This is a genomic window from Bradyrhizobium sp. SZCCHNS1022 (assembly GCF_032484835.1).
In the GTDB taxonomy this organism is placed as follows: Bacteria; Pseudomonadota; Alphaproteobacteria; order Rhizobiales; family Xanthobacteraceae; genus Bradyrhizobium.
This window is the reverse complement of record NZ_JAUETT010000001.1, coordinates 134,409-161,127: the sequence shown is the minus strand read 5'-3', so window position 1 is coordinate 161,127 and position 26,719 is coordinate 134,409. Positions and strand designations below refer to the sequence as shown.

Below are 26,719 nucleotides of genomic sequence, written 5' to 3'. Positions count from 1 at the left end.
AGAGAAGCTGAGCGATGAGTGCGCGCATTCTGGTTGTGGAAGACGAGGAAGCGCTGACGACGCTGCTGCGCTACAATCTCGAGACCGAAGGTTACGAGGTCGAGACGGTTGCGCGCGGCGACGACGCCGACACGCGACTGAAGGAACGGGTGCCCGATCTCGTGGTGCTGGACTGGATGCTGCCGGGGCTGTCCGGCATCGAGCTGTGCCGGCGCCTGCGCGCCCGGCCCGAGACCAAGCAGCTGCCGATCATCATGCTGACGGCGCGCGGTGAGGAGAGCGAGCGGGTCCGCGGGCTCGCCACCGGGGCGGACGATTACATCGTCAAGCCGTTCTCGGTGCCCGAGCTGTTGGCCCGCGTGAAGGGTCTGCTCCGTCGCGCGAGCCCCGAACGGCTCGCCACCGTGCTCGCCTATGGCGACATCGAGCTCGATCGCGAGAAGCGCCGCGTCGCCCGCTCCGGCCGGCCGATCGATCTCGGGCCGACCGAATATCGGCTGCTCGAGTTCTTCCTGGAACATCCGGGCCGCGTGTTCAGCCGCGAGCAGCTGCTCGACAGCGTCTGGGGCCGCGACATCTACATCGACGAGCGTACGGTGGACGTGCACATCGGACGCTTGCGCAAGCTGCTCAATCCGGGACGCGAACAGGATCCGATCCGCACCGTGCGTGGCGCGGGCTATGCGCTCGACGACCGCTTCGCGAAGGCGGAATCGTGAGCTGAGGGCGATCGCGCAGCGACAAACAGCGACCGATCAAAGGCGGAGCTTCGGCTCCGCCTTTTTTGTCATGACAAGCGCGCTTGCAACGTGCGCCGCCGTCATCCCGGCGAACGCCGGTACCCATAACCGCAAATGCTGATGATAGAGCTGCAGCTGTAGCTAACATCCATCATAACCACGCCCGCCGGTGGTTATGGGTCCCCGCGTTCGCGGGGACGACAGCTGATGGCTGAGCTAACAGCGCGTCCAAGATGCGCAACAGATCAACGTGCCGGGCTCTTGCCGGGGTGACGACGGCGATCGGCCGCGGGCTGATAGGCGATGCGCGAATGCTGCGCGCAATAGGGCAGGCCGTTCAGCGCCTTGCCGCCGCAGAAGAAGAAGTCCGCGCTGGCGGGATCGCCGACCGGCCAGTGGCAGGTGCCTTCGCGGAGCTCGAGCAGCGACAGCCGCTGGTTCATCGGCACCACATTGTCGAAGGTGATCGGATCGGGCTCCGTCTCGACCTCGAACACCTGGGCGAGCGCGGTATTGCCGCGCGCCACCGGGCGGGCCACCCGCATCATCGGCTGAGCGGGGCGCGCCTTGCGCTGACGCGGAGCGGCGGCGGCAGGGCTCTTGGCGCGACCGGAGAGGCCGAGCCTGTGGACCTTGCCGATCACGGCGTTGCGCGTCACATTTCCGAGCTCCGCTGCGATCTGGCTGGCCGACAGTCCGGCCTCCCAGAGCTTTTTCAACTGCTCGACGCGATCGTCTGACCAGGTCAATACCGTCATCGCACCTTTCCCTTCGCGTTTCGCTGGCCAGTTTCGGGACAGCGCTGCGGTGCCAAACTCACGAAAATCCCTGCTCGCAGAATCCCTTAGCCCTCGCCGGGCGCGAGATGCGCGCCCGGACGTGTACGCCGAACCACCGAACTCTTAAGGATCAGACCTGCTGCACGAGATGTCGTACTCGATGCGAAAAACGCTACAATATGCCGTGACTCCCGCGCAAGAGTCGGGGGCCACCGTCCACACCTTCCGTCGATGTGGACCGGGAACGCTTAGCACTGTCATCGACCGGAAACCCCACCTGTTCCGCGCTGAGGCGGCTGGCTCACGCGTGTTGACAGCGAACGTCCTGCGCATACAATAGTTGTCCGTGCCGCCTTGAAAAGGCGGCACATTTTGTTTTCCAGGGCCGGGTCCCGGGTGCGCGATGGCGCTGCTTTGCGCCTCCTCGTGCGCGTCTTGACCGGCCCGTCAGCTCAAGTGATCAGCCATGACGGACGTCGCGTCGCATCTGCTCCCCGTATTTGCCCGGATCGATCTCGCCTTCGAGCGCGGCGAGGGCGCCTGGCTGATCGCGACCAATGGCGAGCGCTATCTCGACTTCACCTCCGGCGTCGCCGTGAATGCGCTGGGTCACGCGCATCCGCATTTGGTGAAGGCGCTGCAGGAGCAGGCGACCAAGCTCTGGCACATGTCGAACCTGTTCAAGAGCCCGGACGGCGAGCGGCTTGCGGCGCGGCTGTGCGAGCAGAGCTTCGCCGACTACGTGTTCTTCGCCAATTCCGGCGCCGAAGCGATGGAATGCGCGATCAAGATCACGCGCAAGCATCACGCCGCCAAGGGGCATCCGGAACGTTACCGCATCGTTACGTTCGAGGGCGCGTTCCACGGCCGCACGCTGGCGACGCTCGCGGCCACCGGCTCGGCCAAATATCTCGACGGCTTCGGCCCGCCGATGGATGGTTTCGACCAAGTCCCGCTCGGCGATCTCGAAGCGGTGAAGAAGGCGATCGGCCCGCACACCGCGGGCATCTTGATCGAGCCGGTGCAAGGTGAGGGTGGCGTGCGCACCGCGCCGCTGGGCTTCTACAAGGCCCTGCGCGAGCTCTGCAACGCGCACGGCCTGCTGCTCGTGTTCGACGAGGTGCAGACTGGCATGGGCCGCACCGGCGAGCTGTTCGCGCATCGCTGGCTCGGGGTCGAGCCCGACGTGATGTCGCTGGCGAAAGCGCTCGGCGGCGGTTTCCCGATCGGCGCGTGCCTCGCCACGGCCGATGCTGCGGCCGGCATGACGGCGGGCTCGCATGGTTCGACCTTCGGCGGCAACCCGCTGGCGGTGGCCGCGGCCAATGCGGTGCTGGACGTGATGCTGGCGCCGGGCTTCTTCGAGCACGCGCGCAAGATGTCGCTGCTGCTCAAGCAGAAGCTCGCCGCCGTGATCGATCGCCACCCGGAGGTGATCTCCGAGGTCCGCGGCGAAGGTCTCTTGATCGGCATCAAGGCCGTGGTTCCGTCGGCCGATCTGATCGCGGCGCTCCGCGACGAGAAGCTGTTGACCGTCGGCGCCGGCGACAACGTGGTGCGCTTCCTGCCGCCCTTGATCGTCAACGAAACCGAGATCGAAGAGTCGGTGCAGCGGCTCGATCGCGCCTGTACGGCGCTATCGAGCGGTCAGTCGAAGCAGGCAGCCGCGTCATGAGTAAGACCCCCCGTCATTTCCTCGACATATCTGAGGTTCCGCTACCCGAGCTGCGCTCCATGCTCGCGCTGTCCAGCGACATGAAGAAGAAGCTGAAGGCGCACGAGCCGGCGAAGAAGCCGCTCGAGGGCAAGGTGTTGGCGATGATCTTCGAGAAGCCCTCGACGCGCACCCGCGTCTCCTTCGACGTCGGCATGCGCCAGCTCGGCGGCGAGTCGATCATGCTGACCGGCGCCGAAATGCAGCTCGGCCGCGGCGAGACCATCGCCGACACCGCGCGCGTGCTGTCGCGTTATGTCGATGCCATCATGATACGGATCCTGAGCCACGATGCGCTGCTCGAGCTCGCGGAGTATGCCACCGTGCCCGTCATCAACGGGCTGACGCGGCGCTCGCATCCCTGCCAGGTGATGGCCGACGTGATGACGTTCGAGGAGCACCGCGGGTCCATCGAGGGCCGTACCGTGGCCTGGAGCGGCGACGACAACAACGTTTTGGCCTCCTGGGCCCACGCCGCGGAGCGCTTCAACTTCAGGCTCAATGTCGCGACCCCGCCGCAGCTCGCGCCGGGCAAGGTGATGAAGGATTTCATCCGCGCCACGAACGCGGATATTCGCCTTGGCCATGATCCGGAAGAGGCGGTTGCGGGCGCTGATTGCGTCGTCACCGATACCTGGGTGTCGATGGGCGACAAGGACGGCGAGCATCGCCACAATCTGCTCAAGCCCTATCAGGTCAATTCCAAGCTGATGTCGCTGGCAAAGCAGGACGCGATCTTCATGCACTGTCTGCCCGCCCATCGCGGCGAGGAGGTCACCGACGAGGTGATCGACGGCCCGCAATCGGTGGTGTTCGACGAGGCCGAAAACCGCCTGCATGCCCAGAAGGGCATTCTGGCCTGGTGCTTTGGGGCGGGAGCTTAAGGCCGCTCCACGAGCTGACGAACGATCTCGCCGTAGGTGCGCCGCGATTCATCACGAGCCGCCCGTTCAAGCAGTATATTCTGGATTTCGTCTGTTTCGAACGGCGGCTCGTGATCGAGATCGATGGAAGCCAGCACGCGTCATCGGCGACTGACGTCGCAAGAGATCATGTACTCGCGCTCGAGGGGTTCGCTGTTGCGCGGTATTGGAACAATGATGTGCTGCAGCGTCGAACGGCTGTCATGGAAGATATTCTCGCAAGGCTCGGCGCGGCGTGAAAGACCCCTCACCCGGCGCGCTGTCGCTGCGCGTCATCGCGCCACCCTCTCCCACAAGGGGAGAGGGTGCACTGAGCTCGGCGCGAGAGCAGAGGTCCATCGCCCCTTTCCATTTACTATCATCGACCCCATCTAGAGGCCCATGATGGCCAATTCTCCCGACATTGAAATCAAACTTCAAAGCGATATCCGCGCGCCGTCGGCCGTGCCGGTCGACGACGCCGTGCTGCCGTTCGAGGTCGCAGCGCTGGATCTGCGGGGACGGCTGACCCGCATGGGGCCGGCGCTCGACGATATCCTGACCAAGCACGCTTATCCCGCGCCCGTCGGCAAGCTGCTGGGCGAGGCGATCGTGCTGACGACCCTGCTCGGCTCGTCCCTGAAGTTCGAGGGTCGCTTCATCCTGCAGACCCAGACCGACGGCCCGGTCTCGTTCCTGGTGGTCGACTTCCAGGCGCCTGACCGGCTGCGCGCCTATGCGCGCTATGACGAAGCCCGGCTGTCCGAGGCCAAGGATTCCGGCTCCCTGCTCGGCAAGGGCCATCTGGCGATGACGATCGATCAGGGGCCGGACATGAGCCGCTACCAGGGTCTGGTCGCGCTCAACGGCGGCAGCCTGGAAGAGGCCGCGCACGAATATTTCCTGCGCTCCGAACAGATCCCGACCCGCGTGCGGCTTGCGGTCGGCGAGGAATGGAGCGGCGGCAAGCATCGTTGGCGCGCCGGTGGGCTGTTGACGCAGTTTCTGCCGAAGGCGCCGGAGCGTGCGCGGCAGGCCGATCTGCATCCGGGCGATGCGCCCGAGGGTACCGAGGTCCACACGGTCGAGGAGGACGAGGCCTGGGTCGAGGGCCAGTCGCTGGTCGCGACTGTCGAGGATGTCGAACTGATCGATCCCGCGCTGTCCGGCGAACGCCTGCTGTATCGGCTGTTCCACGAGCGTGGCGTGCGCGTGTTCAAGGAGCATCCCTTGCAGGCGCGCTGCTCCTGCTCGCGCGATGCGGTGGCGAACATGCTGAAGAGCTTCTCAGCCCAGGACCGCGCCGACATGGTGAAGGACGACAAGGTCGTGGTCACCTGCGAGTTCTGCTCCTCGGTCTATCAGTTCACGCCGCACGAAGCCGGCGTAACGGAGAATTAGTTCGCGCTTTGCGCGAATGAGTCCGCGCGCTGCTGCCTTCGTCATTGCGAGCGGAGCGAGGCAATCCAGAGACCCGCTTCCGCGATTCTGGATTGCTTCGTCGCCTCCGGCTCCTCGCAACGACGCGGAGGCAGCCCAGCTCATGGCATCGTCACATCGTCGTCCCCGCTCCATGAATTCGTTGCGAGCGCGCCTCGGCGGCCGCGGCTTCGGCCGGGGTCAGCCGCTCCAGCCGCACCGCGACGTGCTTGTGATAAGGCGTGCCGGCGATTGGATCGCGGTTGAGGCTGTCGGTCAGCGTATTGATGCGCGGGCCGTTGCTCAGTCGCTCCCCGTCGTCCGTGGGATAGGATTGGCCATAGCCGTGCGGTAGCGCGAGCTGGCCCTGGCGAATGCTGTCGTCCGCCTTGCAGCGGACCACCACCCGTCCCGCCGGTGAGCGGACCGCGATCCATTCGCCATCGCCGGCCCCGAGCGCCTCGAGATCGTGCACATTGACCAACAGCGCCCCGTCCGGGTCGGCGCGCCGCCAAGCCGGATCGCGGAAGATCTGGTTGGCGTTGAACATGCGCCGCTGCCCGGCCGCGAGCACGAACGGATAGTCCTCAGGCGCGGTCGTCTGAGCAGGATCGAGCCGATCGAGCCAATCCAGCAGCGCCGGGATAGCCAGCCGGATCTTGCGGTCGGGATGGGCAACGAGCGACCACACCTCCTGGTAAGCGTGCGTGGTGATCGCGGCGCCGCTGCGCGAGCCGACGATGGCATCGAACAGCGCATCGCCCAGCTCATGATCTGCGATCGGCCTGTCAGGGCCAAGCGCGCGCCGCACGACTTGCGGGTCGCGCTTCGCGCACATCTGTGCCGCCTGCCAGAGCGGCGCCGCCGCGGCCGTGCCGTCGGGCAGTGTGGCGCCGAGCGTGTGATACAGGATCAGCGCGCCGAGCGATGCGGCTTGCGGATTGGCGCCGATGAAGCTGCGCAGTGCCGTGGCGAAGTCGCTTCGCGATTGCCTCGCGATCTCACGCAGCGGTGCCAGCACATTGTCGCCAGGCAAGAGGCCGAGCGCACGGGCGAGGCGACTGTAGATCTCGGGCTCCGGCAGCGTGCCTTGCAGCGGCGGCAGCACGGTCGCGCGCACATGGAGGTAGTTGGTCGGGAATTCGAAATTGAACAGCGTGAACTCGGTCTTCTCGTATTGCGAGGAAGCCGGCAGCACGTAATGCGCCAGCCGCGCTGTCTCGGTCATCGCGACGTCGACCACGACGCAGAGATCGAGCGCGGACAAGGCCCTCTCCACTTCTGCTGTGTTGGCTACGGTGTTGGCTGGGTTGGAGCTGTCGACCCAGAGGCAGCGCAGCCGTTCCGGGTGATCGCTCAGGATTGCCTGCGGCAGCAGGTTCGGCGGCAACAGCCCGGCAATGATCTCGGTGTCGGCCGGCGCATAGCGTTGGTTGGGCGAATTGCTCCAGAGCGGCTGCAGCCACGAATGCAACTGGTTGGTGCCCTTCCGGCCGAAACTGCCGGTCAGCATGATCAGAAGCTTCTCCAGATAGGAGTTGAGCGTTGAGTTGACGCCTTGCTGGATGCCGAGCTCGACGCGAACGGTCATCGCCTTCGCCGTCACGATCATGTCGACGCAGCGCTCGATCTGCTCGAGCGGAATCTCGGCGGCTGCGGCCCATTCGGCGATCGGAATGCGTGCCAGCGCGGCCTTCACCTCGGTAAAGCCTGTCGTGTGATGCTGCAGGAAGTCGTGGTCGAGCGCATCGCGGCGGACGAGCGTGCCCAGGATCGCGCCGAGCAGGAACGCGTCCGCACCTGGGCGCAGTGCGAGATGCAGATCGGCCATCTCGGCGGTCTCGGTGCGGCGCGGATCGATCACGATCAGCTTGCGATTCGGGTCCTTGCGGATCTGGTTCAGATGGTCGCGCGCGTTGGGGAAGCCGTGGGCGACCCACGGATTGGCGCCGATCACGAACAGAAGATCGCAATGATGCACGTCCTCCGCGGTGTGGCAGATCTGGCTGCCGAACATGTGGCCGTTGACCCAGAAGTCCCCGGTCTTCTCCTGTGACAGCGCGTTGAACACCGAGCGCGATCCCAGCGTCCGCAGCACCGCGTTGGCGTAGGCGCCGCCGGCGTGGTTGCCCTGGCCACCGCCGCCATAGAGCGCGATGCTCTTGCCGCCGTGCCGGTCCACGATTTCGCGCAGGCGCGCCGCGATCTCGGTGATTGCCGTGTCCCAGTCGATCGCGTCGAACCCGCCGTCCGCACGCCGCCGGAGCGGGGAAGTCAGCCGGTCCTTGTGATGCGCATAATAGGGAATGCGCGCCGCCTTGTTACAGATGTATCCCTGCGATTTCGGGTTCTCGCGATCGCCACGCACCTTGGCGATGCGGCCGTCCTCGACCAGAATTTCGACGCCGCAATTGACGTAGCAGATATTGCAGGCGGATTTTTGCCATTGGGGCTTGGACATCGCGCTCCTCCACCGCTGTTTTCCATGCGGACGCGGATCATTTTACATGATGATCGTCATATCAACAAGCCGCCTCCGACGGCCATCGAGCATTTGATCGGGGACTTGCGGGAGGCCGAGGTTCTGTGATCGCGTTTCTCCGGCCACTGCCCGTCGTGCCAATCTGCCGCACGCGCGTCCGCTTGTGTCGTCGGGCAAATCAAGTTCACATTCTCCCGCGTCCCGCCTCACAAGAGGGGCGTACGCGTCGTCACGAACGTCGAGTGCGGGATGCGATGGACGTGGCATCGTCGGGCGCTATGAAGCGCAAGACGACTGGCGGTGCGGCGGACGGTCAAGTCGTATGGTCCTGGCATCCCGACGCTGATGCCCCGCGCAACGCGTCTTACGCGTTGTCGCGGACGCGACGAAGCTTCGCTTCGCGCGGAAATGGTGGCCAAAAAGCCCGGCGCACCAGGGAGAGTACGAAGCAGCCGTTAAAACCATTGCGCAGGGAAGGCCGGGATGTCCTCAGCCGAACCTGTGGTGACTGCCGCCTGCATTTCTTTCTGCAGGCGGGCCATGGGGGCGGCGAGCTCCCGGCCTTCCCCATAGGCGTTAAGTTTATGCTTGAGTGTTGGAATCCGCCGTGATTCGAACAGGGGATGGCAGACGAATCGCTCCTGAACGAGGACTGGACGAGAGTGGTTGCGCAGCTGGGCGGGGCTGCGCAGCTCGAGAAAACTGCGCGCCAGACGAAGGCCTTCGCGCGTCGGCGGCAGATTCCAGATGCGGTGACGTTACTTCGGCTGATGCTGGCCTATTGTTTGGGTGAAAGAGGGCTGAGATCGACAGCCGCATGGGCGGCTTCTGTTGGCCTTGCCGACCTCACCAGCGTGGCGTTGTTCTATCGGCTGCGTCAATGTGGTGATTGGTTTGCGGTGCTGGTGGAGGGCTTGCTCGCTGCGGCAGCTCCGAAGGCGAGCCAAGGCCGCCTGATCCGCATCATCGATGCGACGACAGTGCCTCAGGCGGGACCGGCTGCGCGCAAGAACAGTGAGCTTTGGCGCGTTCATAGCGCATTTGATCTGCCCTATGAGCGCTTTGGTCACTTCGAGCTGACAGATCAGCAAGAGGGCGAAACGTTTGACCGGATACCAGTGGTCAAGAACGAGATCCGCATTGCTGACCGCGCTTATCTGCAACCTGACCGCATTGCGGCCGTCCGCGAAGCCGGGGCCGACGTTTTGATCCGAGCGGGCTGGAAGAACGCACGTTGGCTTGACGCCAAAGGCCTTCCGTTCGATCTGATGGCCCAATTGCGTGCCGCGAAGGCGCGCGGACTGGTCGATCGGGAGATTTGGATCAAGCGCAAGGGCGGCGCGCCTCTGGCTATGCGTCTGGTCGCAATCAAGAAGCCCACCGGTGCGGCTGCTGCTTCTCGGCGTAAAGCCCGGCAAGACGCAAAAGATGAAAACCGCATCATCTCCAAAGAAACTTTGGAGGCTGCGGATTGGGTCATTCTGATCACGTCGCTCGCGCGGGACGAGTTCTCCACCAAAGATGTGCTTGCGCTCTATCGATTGCGATGGCGGATCGAGCTTGGGTTCAAGCGACTGAAGAGTCTGATTGGCCTCAAGACGCCGCCAGGAACCGATCCGCGCTCTGCCAAGCCCTACCTGCTGGCCCACCTCCTGATCATCCTGTTGCTCGAGCCGCTTGCCAGCGACTTCGAGGACTCTCCCCACTGGACGCAGGCCGCTTAACGACGCCTGGCGCTTGGCGGGTCCTGCAGCAGCTCGTTGCATCCTTGCTGCAAGCAATCATTCCACAACCAACCATCCGTTGCTTGCGCCGCAGAAAACGCGCGTTGGGGCGCCACCTTCGCGAGCCTCCTCGAAAACGCAAGTATCAATCGATGCTCGCGCTACCTTAACGCCTATGCGGCATTCCCTGTGCCCTCTGCTTATGAAGAGGGTGACCTGATCAGTAAAGCTCGGACGCGATGCGCCGCGAGAATGCGAGTGCATGTTCGTCGGAAAGTACAATGAAGCCGACCTGTGCTCTTTCGTCATGCCCCGCGAAGGCAACGCATCCAGTGACGCCGAGCTTCTCGGTCGATAACTGCGCTCTTTCGAATACTGAATCTCCCGGTCAAGCCGGACGACGACGGCTCGGCGAAGACCGCGAGCTAATTCAACACTCGCTTGCCGTAGGGACTGTCGAGGGAGAAAGCCGGCACTTCGATCTCGAAGCGCTCGCCGCTTTCGCTCTCCATCTCGTAGTGACCTGCCATGAAGCCCGAAGCCGTGGTGAGCGGTACGCCGGAGGTGTACTCGAAATGCTCGCCGGGCGCGAGCACGGGCTGCTCGCCGACCACGCCCTCGCCACGAACCTCCTGCCGCCGCCCGGAGCCATCGGTGATGATCCAGTGCCGGCCGCGCAGCTGGACCGTCTCCTCGCCGGTATTGGTGATCACGACGGTATAGGACCAGAAATAGCGGCCATCATCGGCCGACGACTTTTCCGGCAAGAAGTTCGGTTCGACGGTCACTTCGATCTGGCGAGTCACAGCGCGGTACATGCAAATCAGTTTAGCGGAAAGTTGGGCGGGAACCAAACACCGTGCGAACGCGCGTTGACCACAGTTCCGGATCATGAGACCTATGGTGTAGAAACCGTAGCAGCCTTAGGGCGAGCCCGGGCCGCCACGGTGGCACCAGGGCGCCACACGCGGCGAGGGCTGACGGCGACGGTATCCCCCTGGTGTTGCGTGACGGGATCGCAACAATCCCGTGGCGACTGCACCGCAGCCGGGTGCGTCGCCGCCCAATAAGCCCTTCATCGCTTGCGCAAAAATTGCGCAAGCCTACATTCCCGCTGCCGGAGCACGAGTTGACGCGGTGCCTGATGACGTCGATTGCTGATCGCCTTGCCGGACCTACGGTTCCCGAAGCGGCTGCAGCGCCCGCGCTGGCGCCGGCGATGCCGGCCGCCTCGTCGGCGCCCGCGATCACCTTTCCCCCGGCCGGCGAGCGCGAGCTCAGGTTGGATCTGTTTCGTGGACTCGCACTGTGGTTGATCTTCATCGATCACCTGCCGCCCAATCTTCTGACTTGGTTCACGATCCGGAACTACGGCTTTTCCGACGCCACCGAGATCTTCATCTTCATCTCCGGATATACCGCCGCTTTCGTCTACGGGCGGGCGATGCAGGAGTCCGGCGTCGTGGTCGCGACTGCACGCATCCTGCGCCGCGTCTGGCAGATCTACGTCGCGCATGTCTTCCTGTTCACGATCTTTCTGGCCGAAATCTCCTACGTCGCGACCAGCTTCGAGAACCCGCTCTACACCGAAGAGATGGGGATCATGGATTTCTTGAAGCAGCCCGATGTGACGATCGTGCAGGCGCTGATCTTGCGCTTTCGTCCCGTCAACATGGACGTGCTGCCGCTCTATATCGTGCTGATGCTGTTCCTGCCGCTGATCCTGTCGCTGATGCGCTGGAAGCCGGACCTGACGCTAGGTCTATCGGCCGTGCTCTATGCCGTGACCTGGGAATTCGACCTGTATCTGTCGGCCTATCCGAACGGCTTCTGGGCGTTCAACCCGTTGGCTTGGCAGTTGCTGTTCGTGTTCGGGGCCTGGTGCGCGCTCGGCGGCGCCAGACGCATGACCCGCATTCTGAATTCGCCCATTACACTTTGGATCTGCGCTGCCTATCTATTGGCGGCGTTCTTCGTGACGCTCACTTGGTACATCCCGCAGTTCGGCCATCTATTGCCGCGCCGGCTCGAGCAGTGGATGTATCCGATCGACAAGACAGACCTCGACGTGCTGCGCTTTGCGCATTTCCTGGCGCTCGCCGCACTCACCGTGCACTACTTGCCGAGGGACTGGCCTGGCCTGAAGTCGCGGTGGTTGAAGCCTCTGATCGTGTGCGGCCAGCATTCGCTGGAGATCTTCTGCCTCGGCGTGTTCCTTGCATTCGCAGGGCACTTCATTCTTGCCGAAGTGTCCGGGGGCCCGCTCATGCACGCGCTGATTAGTCTCAGCGGGATCCTCATCATGTGGGGGGTTGCCTCGCTGATTTCATGGTACAAAAACGTTGCGGACAAGAGCGCACCGCGAAAGGCTGCGCTTGCGAATGCCGATATGGCGGGAGGGGGCTGATGCAGTCCGTCTCGTGGTTAAGGCGACCAATGGACGGGCTCGCGAGGCTCGTGCTCCTGACGCTGGCGATGATGCTGGCGACGGCGGCGCGCGCCGAGGAAAACGCCGCCCCGAACTGCGAGGTACCGCCCTATCTGCTCGCCACCGAAAGCCGGCTGACGAAGGTTGCCGATGCGGTGAAGAACGGCCAGCCGCTCGATATCCTGGTGCTCGGCAGCCGCTCCTCGGCGATCGTGAGCACATCGGACAACAACGCCTATCCCTTTCGGCTGCAGGCTGCCCTGAAGGAAAAACTTCCTTTGGTCACCGTTAATCTTGCCGTCGAATTGCAGCCGAAGAGGACGGCCGAGGAGATGGCCGGCAGCTTCGTTAAGGTGCTGGAAGGAAAAAAGCCTAATCTGGTGATCTGGCAGACGGGGACGGTCGATGCCATGCGAGCCATCGATCCGGATGACTTTCGCGCGGCGGTCAACAAGGGCGTGACGGAGCTGCAGAACGCGGGGGCGGACGTGGTCTTGATGAATTTGCAATATAGTCCGCGCACCGAAACCATGATTTCCGTGCCGCCTTACATCGACAACATGCGCGTCGTCGCGCAGGAGCGCGACGTGCCGCTGTTCGATCGGTTCGCGATCATGCGGCAGTGGAACGAGCAGGGCAATTTCGACCTGTTCAATCCGACGCACGGGATCGAGCTTGCCAAACAGGTTCACGATTGCATCGGCCGGGCGCTCTCGAAATTCATCATCGATGCGGCCCAACTGGGACCGGCGCAGCAGAATTAGGATCTCTGGGGTTTATGACGTTAATGAGTTGTCAACGCGTAGTTCGAGGGTTGACCTCGTCGACTCTCATGGCGATGGCTCTCGCCATTTCGACACCATCGCTCCATGCGCAGACTGTGAACCAGGCTGCGGCCCAGACCGCGCCAGCGCCGTCTGGTGAGGCGCAAGTGTCGCCGACGCAGGAGCTGAAGCCGACCATCGGGCACCTCGCAACGGGCGCGGCTCAGAAGCCGTCTCCGGCGCAGGTTGCGGTCATGCATCAGGGGCCGGCCGTCCAAGCTCCGAACCCGCAGCCGGCGACCTCGCCTGGCACGTCCGGCTTGGTCCCTCAGTCATCCTCAGCTGCCAATCCGGCCGCGCCGAAGAGCTTCACCGAAAGGGCCATCGACAGGGTCAAGCAGGTTGCCAAATCCGCCAGCGATATCCTGAACCGCGTGCCCTGCCTGCCGCCGAAGGGCGGGCCGAAGTCGTTTGGCTCGCTGCCCCATGTGGCAAACAAGCTCGCCTCCGGCCTGCCGGTCGTCATCGTCGCCTTCGGCTCCTCGTCCACGCAGGGTTACGGATCGAGCGGGCCGGAATACACCTATCCGAACCGCTTGGCCGCGCAGTTGCGCCGGCAATACCCGATGGCAGACATCAGCGTCATCAATGCCGGCATCGGTGGCGAGGATGCCCCTGAGATGATGAAGCGGCTGCAGGACTCGGTTATCGACCGGCATCCGGATCTCGTGATCTGGCAGGTCGGCACCAACGCGGTGCTGCGCGATCTCGATCCCGCCGATACGGCCAAGCTCGTCGACGACGGTGTGGCGAAGATCCAGGCCGCGAGCGCCGACATCGTGCTGGTCGACCTGCAATATTCGCCGCGCGTGATCGAACGTCCCGAGCGGGCCAACAAGATGATCAAGCTGCTCAGCCATGTCGCCGAGCTGCATCACGTCGGCATCTTTCCCCGTTTCGAGGTGATGCGCGATTGGCACGAGCAGCAATCGATCCCGATCAACGATTTCGTCATCGCCGACGGCCTGCATATGAACGATTGGGGCTATGCCTGTTTCGCGCAGTTGCTCGGCGACGACATCATCAAGTCGGTCGGACAGGTCAAGCTCGGCGTTAACCTGCCGGCGGACGTCCTGACCTATCGGCCGATGTGACGCCGTCAGGCGTCATCCCGGGGCGCACGTCCGCGCGCGGGCCCGGGATCTCGATCGACAGGGCAAGCAGCGAATAGGGGTTTCTTACTACTCCCTACTCGCCCTTCGCGATCACGCTTTCGCCAGCGCCGCATCCAGATCGGCGATCAGGTCGTCGACATGTTCGAGCCCGGTGGAGAAGCGGATGAAGCCTTCGCTGATGCCGAGCTCGGCGCGGGCCTCCGGCGTCAGCCGCTGATGGGTGGTGGTGGCGGGATGGGTGACCAGCGTCTTGGCATCGCCGAGATTGTTGGAGATCTTGGCGAGCTTGAGCGCGTTGAGCACGCGGAAGGCCGCGGCCTTGCCGCCCTTGACCTCGAAGCCCACCAGCGTGGAGCCGGCGCGCATCTGCTTCTTCACGGTGGCGGCCTGCGGATGATCGTCGCGGCCGGGATAGACCAGCCGCGAGATCTTCGGGTGGCTCGCAAGGACATCGGCGATCTTCGCCGCAGTCTCGGTCTGGGCGCGGACGCGCACCGCGAGCGTCTCCAGGCCCTTCAGCAGCACCCAGGCGTTGAACGGCGATATCGACGGGCCGGTCTGGCGCATGAAATTGTGGATGTGCTCGGCGATGAAGGCCTCCGACGACAGGATGACGCCGCCGAGACAGCGGCCCTGGCCGTCGATGTGCTTGGTTGCGGAATAGACCACGACGTCGGCGCCGAGCGCCAGCGGGCTCTGCCAGATCGGCGTGGCGAATACGTTGTCGACGATCAGCCGCGCGCCATGAGCATGCGCGATCTCGGCGATTGCACCGATGTCGAGCACGTCGAGCGTCGGGTTGGTCGGGCTTTCCAGGAAGAAGCTCTTGGTATTCGGCCTGACCGCGCGCTGCCACTGGTCGAGATCGAGGCCGTCGACCAGGGTGGATTCGATGCCGTAGCGCGGCAGCAGGTCCTCGACCACGTAACGGCAGGAGCCGAACATCGCCTTCGAGGCGACGACATGGTCGCCGGCGCGCAACGGCGCCAGGATCGCGGTGGTCACCGCCGCCATGCCCGTGGCCGCGGAGCGGGCGGTCTCGGCGCCCTCGAGTTCGGCCATGCGGCGCTCGAACATTGCCGTGGTCGGGTTGGAGAAGCGCGAATAGATGAAGCCGGGATCCTCGCCCTTGAACCGGGCCTCGCATTCCTCCGCGCTGGCGTAAACGAAGCCCTGGGTGAGGAACAGCGCCTCGGCAGTCTCGCCGAATTCCGACCGCAGCGTGCCGGAATGCACCAGTCGGGTCTCGGGGCGGTATTGGGTCAACGAGGGGGTGGCGGCAGATTTGGACATATGACCTCCATCATGACCATCAGGAAAATGGTCACAAAAAACCGGCCTGGGAGAGCTCTCCTCACGGCCGGGATCACATGGGTCCCCGGCCTGTTTAGCGACTTGTTTAACGTGGCTGCAAGCCGGCCGGCTCAAATCACCACGGGATAAGTCGTGCTCTTAGTCGCCTCCAGCCTTTTCGTCAAGCCGGCCATCGGATAACGCGTAAGAACCCCTATGTTTTAGGGGCAGGGCTGATATTCCAGCCAGTCACGAGGGACCAGGTTTTGCCGCTTTCGCTCGCCGCCGATGCCAATGGCATCCTGCCCGATCGCTTGATCGCGCAGATGGCGGACGCCGGCCTGATCATCCCCGAATATGATTTCGTCGAGAGCCAGATCCAGCCGGCCAGCCTCGATTTGAGGTTGGGCGACATCGCTTACCGCGTCCGCGCGAGCTTCCTGCCCGGGCCCGGCGCGACCGTGGCAGAACGGATCGACGAACTGAAGCTGCACGAATTCTCGCTTGCCGATGGCGCGGTGCTCGAGACCAATTGCGTCTACATCGTGCCGCTGTTGGAAAGCCTCGCGCTGCCCAAGGACATCGTCGCCGCGGCCAATCCGAAGAGTTCTACCGGCCGTCTCGATGTGTTCACGCGCGTGATCGCCGACGGCACCCGCCGCTTCGACATGATCGGCGCCGGCTATCACGGACCGCTTTATGCGGAGATCAGTCCGAAGACATTTCCGGTTCTGTTGCGCGAAGGTTCGCGGCTGTCGCAGGTCCGCTTCCGCTATCGTGACGCGGTGCTGTCAGCCGATGAGCTGAATGCGCTGCATCAGGCCGAGCGGCTGGTCGATCGCGATGATGCCGATCTGGCCGGCGGCGTGGCGCTGTCGGTCGATCTGTCCGGCGAGAACGCGGGCGGTTTTGTCGGCTATCGTGCCAAGCGCCACACGGGCGTCGTCGATGTCGATCGCCGCGGCGGTTATGCGGTGGAGGAATTCTGGGAGCCGATCAAGGCGCGCCCCGACGGCAGCCTCATTCTCGATCCCGGCGAATTCTACATTCTCGCTTCGAAAGAAGCTGTCCAGGTCCCGCCGGACTATGCCGCGGAGATGGTGCCGTTCGATCCGCTGGTCGGCGAATTCCGTGTCCACTATGCCGGTTTCTTCGATCCGGGCTTCGGCTATGCCGGTGCTGGCGGGCAGGGCTCCCGCGCGGTGCTGGAAGTGCGTTCGCGCGAGGTGCCGTTCATCCTCGAGCATGGCCAGATCGTCGGGCGCCTGGTTTATGAAAGGATGCTGGCGCGGCCCGATGCGCTGTATGGCCAGCGCATCGGCTCCAACTACCAGGCACAGGGCCTGAAGCTGTCGAAGCATTTCCGGCCGTAGGCGACGTCGGGCGCGCGCTCACGTTCGGCTGCGGCGGATGGCCCTGAACTCGGTGACGAGACGCCAGTTCGTTCCCCCGTCAGTGGAGCTGTCGCCACGCCAGAGAAACGAATGATCCGTGATGTCGCGAAAGCTCCAGCGGATCATCCGGCCGTTCTCGTCGGTGCCGAGCTGCACGATATCGTCGCCTTCGGCACGGCCGATCATCTGCAGAAAGATCTGGCCGACCGGCTCGGACCATTGGATGCGCCAGGCGTCAAGCCTGGTGTCGTAGATCCGCAGCGTCGTGCCGTAAGGGCCCGGCCCATCGCCGCGGTCCCGCTGCCCGCGCTGTGGCACGATCCAGACATCCTGAACGGCACGGCCTTCGAGCACCCAGCCGAAATGCCACTCGCCATTGCGCCGCCGCATCGGTGCATTCTCGGGGAAATGCACGACGTCGAGATCCCATGAGCCGATGAAGCGGCCATAAAGGCCCATTTTGTCGGCACGATCGGCAGACGGACCGTCAGCGCCGAGCGCGTCGAGAAATGCCGATGTGGTCATGAGCTGCCTCCCAGCGCCTTCTGCATGGCTGCCGCACCGAGCTCCATCTGCCCGTCGATATAGGGGGCGATCTCATGCGGCAGCACGTCGGTGATCCAGATCATCCGGCAGCGGGTTTCGCCATCGAGGACGATCTGGACCGAGGCGCTGTGTTGGGTGATGCGCTCGTGGGCCACGGAGTAGACGAGGCGTCGTCGCGCGTCGTCGCAGTCGACCAGCCTCTCGCGTGCCACGCTCCCATTGGCGAATGTCAGGATACGCACATCATCGTCGAGTTTGGCGTCGAGCACGAAACCTGGAGCAAGCCGTATATGCACCGCCGCGAAATCGCGCACCGCGTCCCATGCCGCAGCAGCCGGCGCGTCAATCGGAATATCCTTGTGAATGGATGCCATAATGCGTCCTCCCGCTCAAACGCAGACCGCTTCGATGTTGTTGCCGTCGAGATCGATCAGGAAGGCGGCGTAATAGGTCGGGCTGTAATCGGGACGCGGTCCGGCCGTGCCATTGTCGGCTCCGCCGGCCTTGAGCCCTTCGCTGTGGAATTTACTCACCGCTGCATGATCAGGCGCGCGGAAGGCGACATGTGCGCCGCCATGCCGTTCGGCTCTGGTGAGGTGCAACCACAGCGCCGGAGCGTCTTTCGGGCCGAAGCCCGCCGAAGTCTCATCCTTTGAGCACAGCACATGGCCAAGCGGCGCCAACACGGACGTGTAGAACCGCACGCTTGCCTCAAGGTCGTTCACCCGCAAACCGACATGATCGTACATCAATGATCTCCATGTTGCGCGCAACGGTCGCGCGCCATGGCGATCACCTAGTCAATGGCGGCTCAGGCGTTCTTGGAAAATCTTGCGCATGCCCCTTGATGCTTGGCGGAACTTCAATGGCGAAACGCCGGCTGCGCGGGTGAATGTGCGGGTGAAGTTAGAGAGATCGGCAAAGCCGACATCGTAGGCGATGTCGGTCACGGGCGCCTCGTCCTCGCTGAGCCTCTGCGCGGCATGGCGCAGCCGAGAGCGCAACAGGTATTGATGCGGGGTGACGCCGAGTGCGGCCGCAAACAGCCTGAGGAAATGGAATGGGCTGACCCCAGCCTGGTACGCGGCGCTTTCGAGGTCGACGGCACGATGCGAATTGGCATCGATCCACAGCGCGGTCTCAACCGCACGGCGGCGGTCACGCGCGGTCGCCGCCGCTGGTTTCGCCGGCTTGCCGGAGATGCTTGCAACGAACCGGCTGGCGAACACGTGGCCGATCTCGTCGAGGCCGAGGTCGCTGTTCCCCGCGGCCGCGGCCTGGGCGAGTTCGCCGATCACCATCAGCTCGGGCAGCGGAGGTGCGGCGCCGGCCTGCCAGACGTCCTTGCTGCCGCCGATCTCCTGCACCAGCTCGGGTGCGAGAAAGAACGACAGGCATTCGTCGCCACAGACGTGGTCATGCGTACACATGAACTCGTCGCCGGGATGTCCGATGAGGACCGAGCCTGCGACCAGCTCAAAGAACCGGCCGCGGTGGTGGCAACCGAAGCTGCCTTTGCGCACGTAGGAGACGGAATGGCTTTCGAACTGCTCGACATAGGGCCGCTCGCCCGGAGCCGCGGTGCAGCGGAACGCGGAAACCGTAACCGAACGGCCAGTGAGCAGGATGGAAGTTGCCATCCCCCGAACCTAGTGAGCGGCGCGCGAGTGATCAACCTTGAGCAGGGCGTCGAACAAAGTGAGGCCGGTCTGCGGCGCTGCGCCTTCAAGCGACAGCAGCCGACGCTGGGAGATCGCGCCCCAGTTGGGCGAGATCCTGTCGATCCCTCCTCCGGCGAGCACGCGATGGCAAGGCACGATCAGCGGAAATGGATTCCTCGTCAGCGCCTGTGCGACCGAATACAGCGCGCCCGTGACATGCAGGCTGGCTGCGATCTCGTCCGGCTTGCGCGTTTCGCCGCGCGGGATGCGGCGGAGATAATCGTAGACGCGCTGGTTGAACGGCGTGATGCCGGTCATGTCGAGGCTGACATCGGCGAACTCGGCCTGCTGGCCGCGCAGCATGAGGACGATGCCCTCGATGGCAAGTTCGGTATTTTCGGGCGGACGAAGCTCGCGCGCTTCGGGAAATTGCTTGAATAGCCGCCGGCGTGTCTCGATCTCGCGTGCCTCCGGCAATTGCACTCCGACGACACCGGCATCACTCCAGGCAATGCCGCAGCGGCCGATCGCCGTATCGAAGATCGTATACCCACGCCCCATGACGCCACCCCACCCTGGAACGGATCATATCATCGTCACGATTGGCCGCATCGGGTTTGTACGAGTTGTAAACATGATGCGCCGCGACAGGGCGCGGCTCAATCGGGGGCGACCGCTAAACCGCACCGGCGTGGTGTCAATCTGGATGTGATGTCCCGGCCTCAGCGGCGCGAGCCGCCCGCGCGTCCTCCGCAAAGTCCGGGTCGTGGGCCAGCCAGAGCTCAAGGAGAGTCAGGAAGGTCACGATCAGGCCGATCGAGATGCTGACATGCATCGCGGAGCTGTGGACGAAGCCGAGCAGCCAAGGCGCGGCGATGAGCCAGAGACCGAGCGCCAGCTTCAGCCACTCCTCCCAATCTGCGAAGGCGAGGACGCCGGCGGCGGATAGCGCGATCAGGGCGTAGCCACCGATTTCGGCATCCAGCCGCCCGGACGCCCGGGTGAAGCCGAACAGCCACGGGGAGGCCGCCAGGAAGATGCCGCAGAGCAAAGTGTAGAGGTCGAGCGCCGATGGGCTCCACAGCGTGGCCCGGGTCTTGCGGGCGATGAGGGGGCTGATCATGGATATGGCTCCGTGCCCGGCCGATCGCGGCAATGACACAGAGCCGCTTACGGCCTCACGCTACACAAGCGCCGCGTCCCACTTTGGTTCCAGCGCCTCGTAATGTGGCGGATCAAGATCAGGCGATCGGCGGGGCGTCTGTCCCGCCGCCGGGTGTTCGAAAGGGCAGAAGTTCGCGCCGCCAACAAGCCGCTTGGCGGAGAGCGCGGTCTCGGCTAATCATGGGCCTGCGCGGGCGTAGTTCAATGGTAGAACGGCAGCTTCCCAAGCTGCATACGAGGGTTCGATTCCCTTCGCCCGCTCCAATTTGCCCCGGATGGCCCTGACCGGCCTAGCCTTTGGGCCCGGACAGTGGCTTGTCCGCTCCCGGCCGTTTGGCGTACATGGCGTCGATCTCCTTGGCGAAGTGGCGCTCCAGCGCCGGGCGCTTGTTCTTGAGCGTCGGGGTGATCAGTCCGGCATGGATGGTCCAGGGCTCGAGCGTCCACCACACCGCTTTCGGCGTCGCATAGGCCGGATAGCTTTTCACGGTGCGGGCGATGTGCCGAAGCAGCGACGCCGCCTCGACCTCCGGGCCTCGCAGGCCATGCACGGCGAGCTTCTTCTGCTGCTCGGCCCAGCCCTTTGGGTTAAGCACGACGAGAGCGGCCAGGAATGGGCGATTTTCCCCGATGACGAGCGCCTGATCGAACAGTGGGTCGGTCAGAATCGCGGTTTCGAGATCTGCAGGGGCGATCTTCTCTCCGGTCGAGGTGACCAGGATGTCCTTGATCCGGCCAGTGATGGTGATGCGCCCGCTCTCGATGCGGGCCTGATCGCCGGTATGCAGCCAGCCGTCGGCCTCTTTGACCCGGGTGGTTTCCTCCGGCTTGCGCCAATAGCCGAGCATCACGCTGGGGCCGCGGACCAGGAGCTCGTCATTTTGGCCGAGCTTGACCTCGATGCCCGGCAGTGCGCGTCCCACCGTGCGTGGATCATTGTCGTCCGGCGTGTTGACGGCGACAACGGGCGATGTCTCGGTCATCCCATAGCCCTGCAGCACGTCCAGCCCAAGCGCGAGGAAAAGCCGCACCACGGGTTCGGCGATCGGTGCGCCGCCGCTGACGGCCACGCGCAGGCGTCCGCCGAATTGCTTGAGCACGGTGGTGGCGACGAGCCGGTTCAGGAGCGGCCACGCCAAACGGTCCAACAATGACGCGGCCTTGCCCCCGGACTGGCGCGCATCGAAGCGCCGGCCGCCGATCGAGAGCGTCAGATCGAGCAAGGCGCGCTCGACCGGCCCGGCGCTCGCGCGATGATGCAGCACCAGCGAATAGATGCGCTCATAGATTCGCGGCACCGAGATCAGAAGCGTCGGCCGCACCGCGATCAGGTCTTCGGGAAGCTGCTTCACAGAACGCGCATAGGCGACGCAGGCGCCGAGCGCGATCGGATAATAATAGCCGCAGGTGCGCTCGAAAGTATGCGACAGCGGCAGGAACGAGAGGAAGACATCGTCCTGCTCGGCTGAGAGCAGCTGGTGGATGGCCTTGAGATTCGCCACGACGTTATGGTGCGAGAGCATGACGCCCTTCGGCCGCCCGGTCGTGCCCGAGGTGTAGACGATGGCGGCAAGATCGCTGGGCTGCGCCGCAACCTCTTGAGGCTGCAAGGCGGTCGGCGCTGCGGCGGCAAGCCAAGCGTCCAAGCTGATGACGCGCGGGTCGGTCTTCGCAAGCTCCGGCGTGGACTCGAGAGTCGCGCACACGACTCGCCTGAGAGTCGGAAGCGCATCGCCGACCGCTACGATCTCGTTCCAGCGCGCGCCGGAATCCACGAACAGTAATTGTGCGCCCGAGTCTGCGAGGATGTAGGCGATGCTGTCCGGGTTATCGATCGCGTGCATCGGCACTGGGACCAGGCCGCGCGACAGCGCCGCTTGATCCATCGCGACATGTGCGATCCCGTTCGGCATCAGGATCGCAAGGCGTTCACCTTTGCCGAGGTCTTCGGCGGCGAGCGCGCGCCTGAAGCGATCGAACTCGCGGTCGATCTCGCGCCAGGAGAAGCTCATCCACCGGCCCTGGTCCGGATCGAACTGCCGATAGGCTTCCTTGTCCGGCGTCAGGCGCACGCGCCAGTGCAGCAATTCGGGCAGCGTCCTGACACCGGAAAATCCGTCGATATCGTCAGCCGGTTCGGATGAATGGGCGATCGGTTTTGTCTCGACTTGCACGCTTGCCTCGAAATGATGCGGCGCTCGGCTTGAAGCTCAAGTTCTTGCAGGGCCGTGGCCTTGATGTTGACCTAGCGCAAGCGGGAGCGGTCCGGCCATTCATCTCCGACATGGGAGCCAAGCACTTGCATAAAAGGAGCGGTATTGGAGGCACCGTGCTGTCACGCTCTGCGCAAAGCCTTGCGGCCGCCCCCGGGGGCCAGGTAGCGGCCGCAGTCCATCACGATCGGTCCAATAATGGGTGGACCTCAGACGCCGTCGGGCACCTGATCGAGGAAGCCGGTGATACGGCGGATACGACCGTCCTTGAGTTCGGCGAAATCGGTGCCTTTGATCGGACAATCGGCGCCATCCGGGCCCAAGCCCCAGCAGAAGCGCAGGTTGTCGCCAAAGCCGTTGGCTTGACCGATCAGACGGAATCGGAAATCAGGAAAGCGCGTCTGGATGCCTGCGATCAGTGCATCGACGCCGTCGTGGCCGTCGCCGCGCATCAAGGGGTCGACATAGACGGCATCCTCGGTCCAGTTGGAGGTAAGCAGGTCGCGCCGCCTCTGTGGCGCGCGCTCGTTCCAGAGCGTGATGTAGGCGTTTGCGATCGCAGCGGTATCGGTCATCGGTGCTCTCCATCTTGTGAAGCGAGAATGGTGTGATCATCGCGCTTCCCGCACACATATGCGATTACGTCGCAGGTCATCGCGGCCGCGATAACGAAACTGTAAGTTGCCGCTCCATAATACGGAGACTATTTGATGCGCGCGCATGTAAATCGTGCCGTGATGCTTGGCCGCAAAGGACGACGACTGATGAGACCCGACACATGGAGATGGATCGCTGTCGGACTTTGTCTTGCGCTGTTTGCGGCCGACACCGTGTTGAAGTCGCCGGAAAAGCCCAATCATATGGTGTTTTTCGAACTGCGTCGGGGCGATAGCCCGACCATGATCGGCATGATGCGCGATGATCTTTTCAGACTGCCGGGCTTCCGTGCCAGCCGCCTTCAGCAGGCGCTGGCGCAAGGACAGCCGTTAACGGTTTGGCAATACGCGTTAAGAAAGAGTGACGACGGCAGCTATCAGGCGCTGCCGGACAAGCAGATTCAGCTGACCTCGGACGACGCGTCGCGAATCACGTTTGGTGCGAGCATCCGGCTGCCGGATAACTAGCCTTGCTCGATCGAGCGCCCGCATCTGGGCGCGGATCGTTTCGCTGCGATCTTCGGACCAAGCGTCGGTCCGATGAGGCGGACGAGCGCACCAACGTGCTTCGTGACGAAGAGCGTGTGGAGCCCGACAGCAGGATCATCATCCACGAGCGCGATTGCGACTAAAGGGTCGCGCCGGCCACGGCGGCAAGGGCGCGGAACGGATTGTCGACCAAAGCAAGCCCCGGGAGAACCCGGGGCTTTTTTGCGACCGCGACATGGCTATCTGCCGTCGAAGTAGGCCAGCCTTCTTGGGACGCTCAGACCCTGCGATCGCCGACACTGGGGAACCCGACCGCGAGCCCGTCAGGCCACGACAAGCTCAAGGTGCAGCGAGGCTGCAACACTTGAGCTGAATTTACTGTGAGCCACAGAGCTGTCCTGGACAAAACCATGATCTCGAAACACGCTGCACGTGCGATCGGGATTTGGCTTCGTGCACCGCTCTGGGGAGCGGCAAGCGAATTTAAGTCCGTTGCGGTCCACGCAGCACAAGAAGCGCATCACAGTCGGTCAGATCGGTTTCGACGGGATTGAACTGGGGCTCGACATGAAATTTTTGACGGGGTTGCTTGCGGTTGTCCTCTTGCTGGCGGGGATGAGCGCCAGTCAAGCCGTGGTCCGCATTGCCGATGACCGTGGTGGCCGGATTGGAACCTACGTCGACAAATACCAGGGCCTGCGGTCTTCGGGGGAATACGTCATCATTGATGGGCTCTGCGCGTCGGCCTGCACGATCGTTCTCGGTGCGATCCCCCATGACAGGATTTGCGTCACCTCCCATGCCAGCCTCGGCTTCCATGCGGCCTGGGATTTCGGTTCCAATGGCCGGGCCGTCACCAACCCGGAAGCCACCCAGATGCTCTATTCCATGTATCCGTCACCGATCCGGCGCTGGATCTCCCAGCGCGGCGGCCTCACCCCACGGATGATCTTCCTGCGGGGGAGGGAGCTGCAGACGATGTATCGGCCCTGCTACATGGACGCCCAGGCCTCATCGCGCGCGCCCCAGGGCACCGCGCCCAACGTGCCGGCGCTCTCGCCGGCGGCGGCCAAGGCGTCGGCATCCCACTAATCGGGCTCGTTCAGCACGACGTGATCCGTGACGCTTGCCCCGGGGGCTTGGCGGGCCTATCTCGGGGGCAGCGGCCGATGATCTCAGGCATCGGTCTTGCGAGCACGCCATGATCCAGCCCGTTTCATCGCCACAACAGATGCCGTCGACACTCCCTGGCGCGCGGCGCGGAGCGCAAGCGGCCGGGCTTGCCGCCGGCATCGTAGCCGTCGGTCTGGTCGCGGGCGCAGTGGTGCTGTGGGCCCGGTATGGAACCGCTGTGTTCTTCGAGACGATCGTCTCCGGCCTTGAGGCCTGTTTCTGAGTCGGAGGTGAAGCCGTCATGAGCATCGAGCGTAGCGCGGCCCGTCCGCTGGTGATCGTCGGCGCCTTCGCTGCCAGCCTGCTGGTCGGGTTCGCGTTGCTGTTTCTGGTCATGGGCGGAGGTCGGAACATCGCCGCACCGGCCGCGATCGGCGGTCCGTTCCAGCTGACCGACCAGAACGGGCAGACGGTCACTGAAAAGAGCCTGCAGGGGCGCCCGACGCTGATCTTTTTCGGCTTTACGCACTGCCCGGACGTCTGTCCGACCTCGCTGTTCGAGATATCCGAAGTGCTGCGGGCGATGGGCCAGGATGCCGACCGGGTGAATGCCTATTTCATCTCGGTCGATCCCGAGCGCGACACGCCGTCGGCAATGAAGGATTATCTCTCGAGCTTCGATCCACACCTGAGGGGCCTGACCGGAGACCCCGAAGTGATGGCCAAGGTCATCTCGGAATACCGGGTCTACGCCAAGAAGGTGCCGCTGAAGGACGGCGATTACACGATGGATCATACCGCCCTGGTCTATCTGATGGACCACGACGGCCGGTTCGTCGCCCCCTTCAACCTGAAGCGGACCCCGGACGAAGCCGCATCCGAGCTCAAGAAATACCTTTAGGTCCGGTTAACGCCGCACGAGCCCGATTCCGGCCGCGCAATCAGCCCTCGAAAATGCGACAAGATGGTCTATAAGGCCGGTGATCCCCGATATCGCCGATGCTGACGACCTTGTTCCAACGCGCATACCATTCTCTGTCGAGCTGCGCCCTTATGGCGGTCGTGGTCGTCTGCGTCGTGCTGGCGTCCGGCAGCCGGCAGGCCTGCGCCCAGACCTTGCCCAAGCCACCGGTGGAGGCCGCGCCGCAGGCGGTGCCCGGCTTCTGGGACCCCAGGCGACGGCCAGAACGGCCGGATCTGTCGCGCCTGACTGTGATCCGCTTCCTGACCGAAACCGACTATCCGCCGTTCAACTTTACCGGCCCTGACGGTAACCCGGCCGGCTTCAACGTCGATCTGGCGCGGGCGATCTGCGACGAGATCAAGGTGACCTGCACCATTCAGATGCGCCGGTTCGACACCCTGCTCGATGCGCTCGCCTCCAACAAGGGCGACGCGATCATCGCCTCCATCGCGGTGACGCCCCAGATGCGCGCCAGGGTGGATTTTTCCGATCCGTATTACCGCGCGCCGGCGCGGTTCGTGTCGCGTAAGGACGCGGTGATGACGGATATCAGGCCGGAATATCTCGAAGGCAAGAAGGTCGGTGCCGTCGCCGGTTCGGCGCATGAGGCCTATCTGAAGGCGATGTTCACCGACGCCGAGATCAAGTCCTATCCGAATGACGAAGCCCTGCGCCAGGCGCTACGCCGCGGCGAGGTCGATCTCATCTTCGGCGATGGCATATCGCTGGCGTTCTGGATCAACGGCACCGATTCGGCCGATTGCTGCGCCTTCTCGGGTGGTCCCTTTGTCGAAAGCCGCTATTTCGGCGAGGGCGTCGGGATCGCGGTCCGCAAGGGCAACGATCTGTTGCGGCAGGCGCTGAACTGGGCCTTGTTCCGGGTCTGGGAAAAGGGCCGCTATACTGATCTGTGGCTGCGCTATTTCTCGATCAGTCCGTTCTGATCACGGACGTCATTCGGGGGCACGCGAAGCTCGCGCCGCCCAGGAATGACGGCCAAGAATGTCGCTGCGCTCCCCCGTCATTGCGAGGAGCGGAGCGACGAAGCCATCCAGATGCCCTTCGAGGCTGGATGGCTTCGCTTCGCTCGCGATGACGC

The 26,719-nt window shown here is 63.9% G+C and carries 28 protein-coding genes, 1 tRNA gene and 1 riboswitch; of the genes, 16 read left to right on the top strand and 13 right to left on the bottom strand.

The window, feature by feature from the left end:
* Positions 1-14 precede the first annotated feature (14 nt).
* Positions 15-719 (top strand): phosphate regulon transcriptional regulator PhoB, encoded by a 705-nt coding sequence (phoB, locus tag QX071_RS00730; protein ID WP_008972608.1) that lies wholly within the window; start codon positions 15-17, stop codon positions 717-719.
* A gap of 266 nt (positions 720-985) precedes the next feature.
* Here phoB and QX071_RS00725 read toward each other — a convergent pair whose 3' ends face one another.
* Complete coding sequence (locus QX071_RS00725) at positions 986-1,498, bottom strand: GcrA family cell cycle regulator (protein ID WP_315702757.1); 513 nt, start codon at positions 1,496-1,498, stop codon at positions 986-988.
* 487 nt (positions 1,499-1,985) lie between these two features.
* Here QX071_RS00725 and QX071_RS00720 point away from each other — a divergent pair, with 487 nt between their 5' ends.
* Both QX071_RS00720 and argF read left to right on the top strand, forming a co-directional pair.
* Entirely contained in the window at positions 1,986-3,194 is a 1,209-nt protein-coding gene (locus QX071_RS00720; protein WP_315702758.1) for an aspartate aminotransferase family protein, read from the top strand.
* On the top strand, positions 3,191-4,117 hold the full coding sequence (gene argF / locus QX071_RS00715) for an ornithine carbamoyltransferase (RefSeq protein ID WP_315702759.1): 927 nt from the start codon (positions 3,191-3,193) through the stop codon (positions 4,115-4,117). Before QX071_RS00720 ends, argF begins: the two co-directional genes overlap by 4 nt.
* On the opposite strand, the gene QX071_RS00710 is transcribed toward argF, so the two are convergent.
* Complete coding sequence (locus tag QX071_RS00710) at positions 4,114-4,254, bottom strand: hypothetical protein (RefSeq protein ID WP_315703202.1); 141 nt, start codon at positions 4,252-4,254, stop codon at positions 4,114-4,116. The two genes, argF and QX071_RS00710, sit on opposite strands and share 4 nt — an antisense overlap.
* On the opposite strand from QX071_RS00710, the gene QX071_RS00705 reads away from it, so the two are divergent.
* Both QX071_RS00705 and QX071_RS00700 read left to right on the top strand, forming a co-directional pair.
* On the top strand, positions 4,195-4,395 hold the full coding sequence (locus QX071_RS00705; RefSeq protein ID WP_315759777.1) for a DUF559 domain-containing protein: 201 nt from the start codon (positions 4,195-4,197) through the stop codon (positions 4,393-4,395). The genes QX071_RS00710 and QX071_RS00705 overlap by 60 nt on opposite strands.
* A gap of 142 nt (positions 4,396-4,537) precedes the next feature.
* Positions 4,538-5,536, top strand: a complete 999-nt coding sequence (locus QX071_RS00700; protein WP_315702760.1) for an Hsp33 family molecular chaperone — start codon at positions 4,538-4,540, stop codon at positions 5,534-5,536.
* Between the two features lie 151 nt (positions 5,537-5,687).
* On the opposite strand, the gene QX071_RS00695 is transcribed toward QX071_RS00700, so the two are convergent.
* Positions 5,688-8,015 carry a molybdopterin-dependent oxidoreductase gene (locus tag QX071_RS00695; RefSeq protein WP_315702761.1) on the bottom strand — a complete coding sequence of 776 codons (2,328 nt, stop codon included), beginning with the start codon at positions 8,013-8,015 and terminating at the stop codon, positions 5,688-5,690.
* Between the two features lie 644 nt (positions 8,016-8,659).
* Between QX071_RS00695 and QX071_RS00690 the strand changes: the two genes are divergently transcribed.
* Positions 8,660-9,760 carry an IS4 family transposase gene (locus tag QX071_RS00690; RefSeq protein WP_315701243.1) on the top strand — a complete coding sequence of 367 codons (1,101 nt, stop codon included), beginning with the start codon at positions 8,660-8,662 and terminating at the stop codon, positions 9,758-9,760.
* A gap of 425 nt (positions 9,761-10,185) precedes the next feature.
* Here the strand turns inward: QX071_RS00690 and apaG are convergent, their stop codons facing one another.
* Positions 10,186-10,578 (bottom strand): Co2+/Mg2+ efflux protein ApaG, encoded by a 393-nt coding sequence (gene apaG / locus QX071_RS00685; protein ID WP_315702762.1) that lies wholly within the window; start codon positions 10,576-10,578, stop codon positions 10,186-10,188.
* A gap of 326 nt (positions 10,579-10,904) precedes the next feature.
* Here apaG and QX071_RS00680 point away from each other — a divergent pair, with 326 nt between their 5' ends.
* From QX071_RS00680 to QX071_RS00670, 3 genes are all read left to right on the top strand, one after another.
* Positions 10,905-12,167 (top strand): OpgC domain-containing protein, encoded by a 1,263-nt coding sequence (locus QX071_RS00680; RefSeq protein ID WP_315702763.1) that lies wholly within the window; start codon positions 10,905-10,907, stop codon positions 12,165-12,167.
* Entirely contained in the window at positions 12,167-12,952 is a 786-nt protein-coding gene (locus tag QX071_RS00675; RefSeq protein WP_315702764.1) for an SGNH/GDSL hydrolase family protein, read from the top strand. The genes QX071_RS00680 and QX071_RS00675 overlap by 1 nt, the downstream gene beginning before the upstream one ends.
* Positions 12,953-13,026: 74 nt before the next feature.
* On the top strand, positions 13,027-14,106 hold the full coding sequence (locus QX071_RS00670; protein ID WP_409977459.1) for a GDSL-type esterase/lipase family protein: 1,080 nt from the start codon (positions 13,027-13,029) through the stop codon (positions 14,104-14,106).
* A 111-nt stretch (positions 14,107-14,217) separates the two neighbouring features.
* Here the strand turns inward: QX071_RS00670 and QX071_RS00665 are convergent, their stop codons facing one another.
* The gene (locus tag QX071_RS00665; RefSeq protein WP_315702766.1) at positions 14,218-15,420 is read right to left on the bottom strand and encodes an O-succinylhomoserine sulfhydrylase; all 1,203 of its coding nucleotides are present in this window, start codon (positions 15,418-15,420) and stop codon (positions 14,218-14,220) included.
* 73 nt (positions 15,421-15,493) lie between these two features.
* A riboswitch (SAM riboswitch) is annotated at positions 15,494-15,573 on the bottom strand.
* A 113-nt stretch (positions 15,574-15,686) separates the two neighbouring features.
* On the opposite strand from QX071_RS00665, the gene QX071_RS00660 reads away from it, so the two are divergent.
* Positions 15,687-16,793, top strand: coding sequence for a 2'-deoxycytidine 5'-triphosphate deaminase (locus QX071_RS00660; protein WP_315702767.1), 1,107 nt, complete (start codon positions 15,687-15,689; stop codon positions 16,791-16,793).
* Positions 16,794-16,811: 18 nt separating this feature from the next.
* On the opposite strand, the gene QX071_RS00655 is transcribed toward QX071_RS00660, so the two are convergent.
* The 6 genes from QX071_RS00655 to QX071_RS00630 form a co-directional block, all read right to left on the bottom strand.
* Complete coding sequence (locus QX071_RS00655; RefSeq protein ID WP_315702768.1) at positions 16,812-17,339, bottom strand: hypothetical protein; 528 nt, start codon at positions 17,337-17,339, stop codon at positions 16,812-16,814.
* Positions 17,336-17,734: an SRPBCC family protein gene (locus tag QX071_RS00650; protein ID WP_315702769.1), complete on the bottom strand. Its 399-nt coding sequence runs from the start codon at positions 17,732-17,734 to the stop codon at positions 17,336-17,338. The genes QX071_RS00655 and QX071_RS00650 overlap by 4 nt, the downstream gene beginning before the upstream one ends.
* A 15-nt stretch (positions 17,735-17,749) precedes the next feature.
* Positions 17,750-18,109, bottom strand: coding sequence for a VOC family protein (locus tag QX071_RS00645; RefSeq protein ID WP_315702770.1), 360 nt, complete (start codon positions 18,107-18,109; stop codon positions 17,750-17,752).
* A 51-nt stretch (positions 18,110-18,160) separates the two neighbouring features.
* A complete protein-coding gene (locus tag QX071_RS00640; RefSeq protein WP_315702771.1) occupies positions 18,161-19,000 on the bottom strand; it encodes a helix-turn-helix transcriptional regulator in 840 nt (279 codons plus the stop codon).
* 9 nt (positions 19,001-19,009) lie between these two features.
* The gene (locus QX071_RS00635) at positions 19,010-19,582 is read right to left on the bottom strand and encodes a methylated-DNA--[protein]-cysteine S-methyltransferase (protein WP_315702772.1); all 573 of its coding nucleotides are present in this window, start codon (positions 19,580-19,582) and stop codon (positions 19,010-19,012) included.
* Between the two features lie 136 nt (positions 19,583-19,718).
* Positions 19,719-20,144 (bottom strand): SPW repeat protein, encoded by a 426-nt coding sequence (locus QX071_RS00630; RefSeq protein ID WP_315702773.1) that lies wholly within the window; start codon positions 20,142-20,144, stop codon positions 19,719-19,721.
* A 231-nt stretch (positions 20,145-20,375) separates the two neighbouring features.
* Between QX071_RS00630 and QX071_RS00625 the strand changes: the two genes are divergently transcribed.
* Positions 20,376-20,449, top strand: a tRNA-Gly gene (locus QX071_RS00625).
* 26 nt (positions 20,450-20,475) lie between these two features.
* On the opposite strand, the gene QX071_RS00620 is transcribed toward QX071_RS00625, so the two are convergent.
* The gene (locus tag QX071_RS00620) at positions 20,476-22,338 is read right to left on the bottom strand and encodes an AMP-dependent synthetase/ligase (protein WP_315703177.1); all 1,863 of its coding nucleotides are present in this window, start codon (positions 22,336-22,338) and stop codon (positions 20,476-20,478) included.
* Between the two features lie 269 nt (positions 22,339-22,607).
* Positions 22,608-22,973 (bottom strand): nuclear transport factor 2 family protein, encoded by a 366-nt coding sequence (locus QX071_RS00615; RefSeq protein WP_315702774.1) that lies wholly within the window; start codon positions 22,971-22,973, stop codon positions 22,608-22,610.
* Between the two features lie 135 nt (positions 22,974-23,108).
* Here QX071_RS00615 and QX071_RS00610 point away from each other — a divergent pair, with 135 nt between their 5' ends.
* The 5 genes from QX071_RS00610 to QX071_RS00590 all read left to right on the top strand — a co-directional run bounded on the left by QX071_RS00610 (position 23,109) and on the right by QX071_RS00590 (position 26,564).
* Entirely contained in the window at positions 23,109-23,522 is a 414-nt protein-coding gene (locus tag QX071_RS00610) for a hypothetical protein (protein ID WP_315702775.1), read from the top strand.
* A 588-nt stretch (positions 23,523-24,110) separates the two neighbouring features.
* Positions 24,111-24,635, top strand: a complete 525-nt coding sequence (locus tag QX071_RS00605; protein ID WP_315703178.1) for a hypothetical protein — start codon at positions 24,111-24,113, stop codon at positions 24,633-24,635.
* A gap of 109 nt (positions 24,636-24,744) precedes the next feature.
* On the top strand, positions 24,745-24,939 hold the full coding sequence (locus QX071_RS00600) for a hypothetical protein (RefSeq protein ID WP_315702776.1): 195 nt from the start codon (positions 24,745-24,747) through the stop codon (positions 24,937-24,939).
* Between the two features lie 18 nt (positions 24,940-24,957).
* Positions 24,958-25,557 carry an SCO family protein gene (locus tag QX071_RS00595; RefSeq protein WP_315702777.1) on the top strand — a complete coding sequence of 200 codons (600 nt, stop codon included), beginning with the start codon at positions 24,958-24,960 and terminating at the stop codon, positions 25,555-25,557.
* Between the two features lie 98 nt (positions 25,558-25,655).
* On the top strand, positions 25,656-26,564 hold the full coding sequence (locus QX071_RS00590; protein WP_315702778.1) for a transporter substrate-binding domain-containing protein: 909 nt from the start codon (positions 25,656-25,658) through the stop codon (positions 26,562-26,564).
* Positions 26,565-26,719 lie beyond the last annotated feature (155 nt).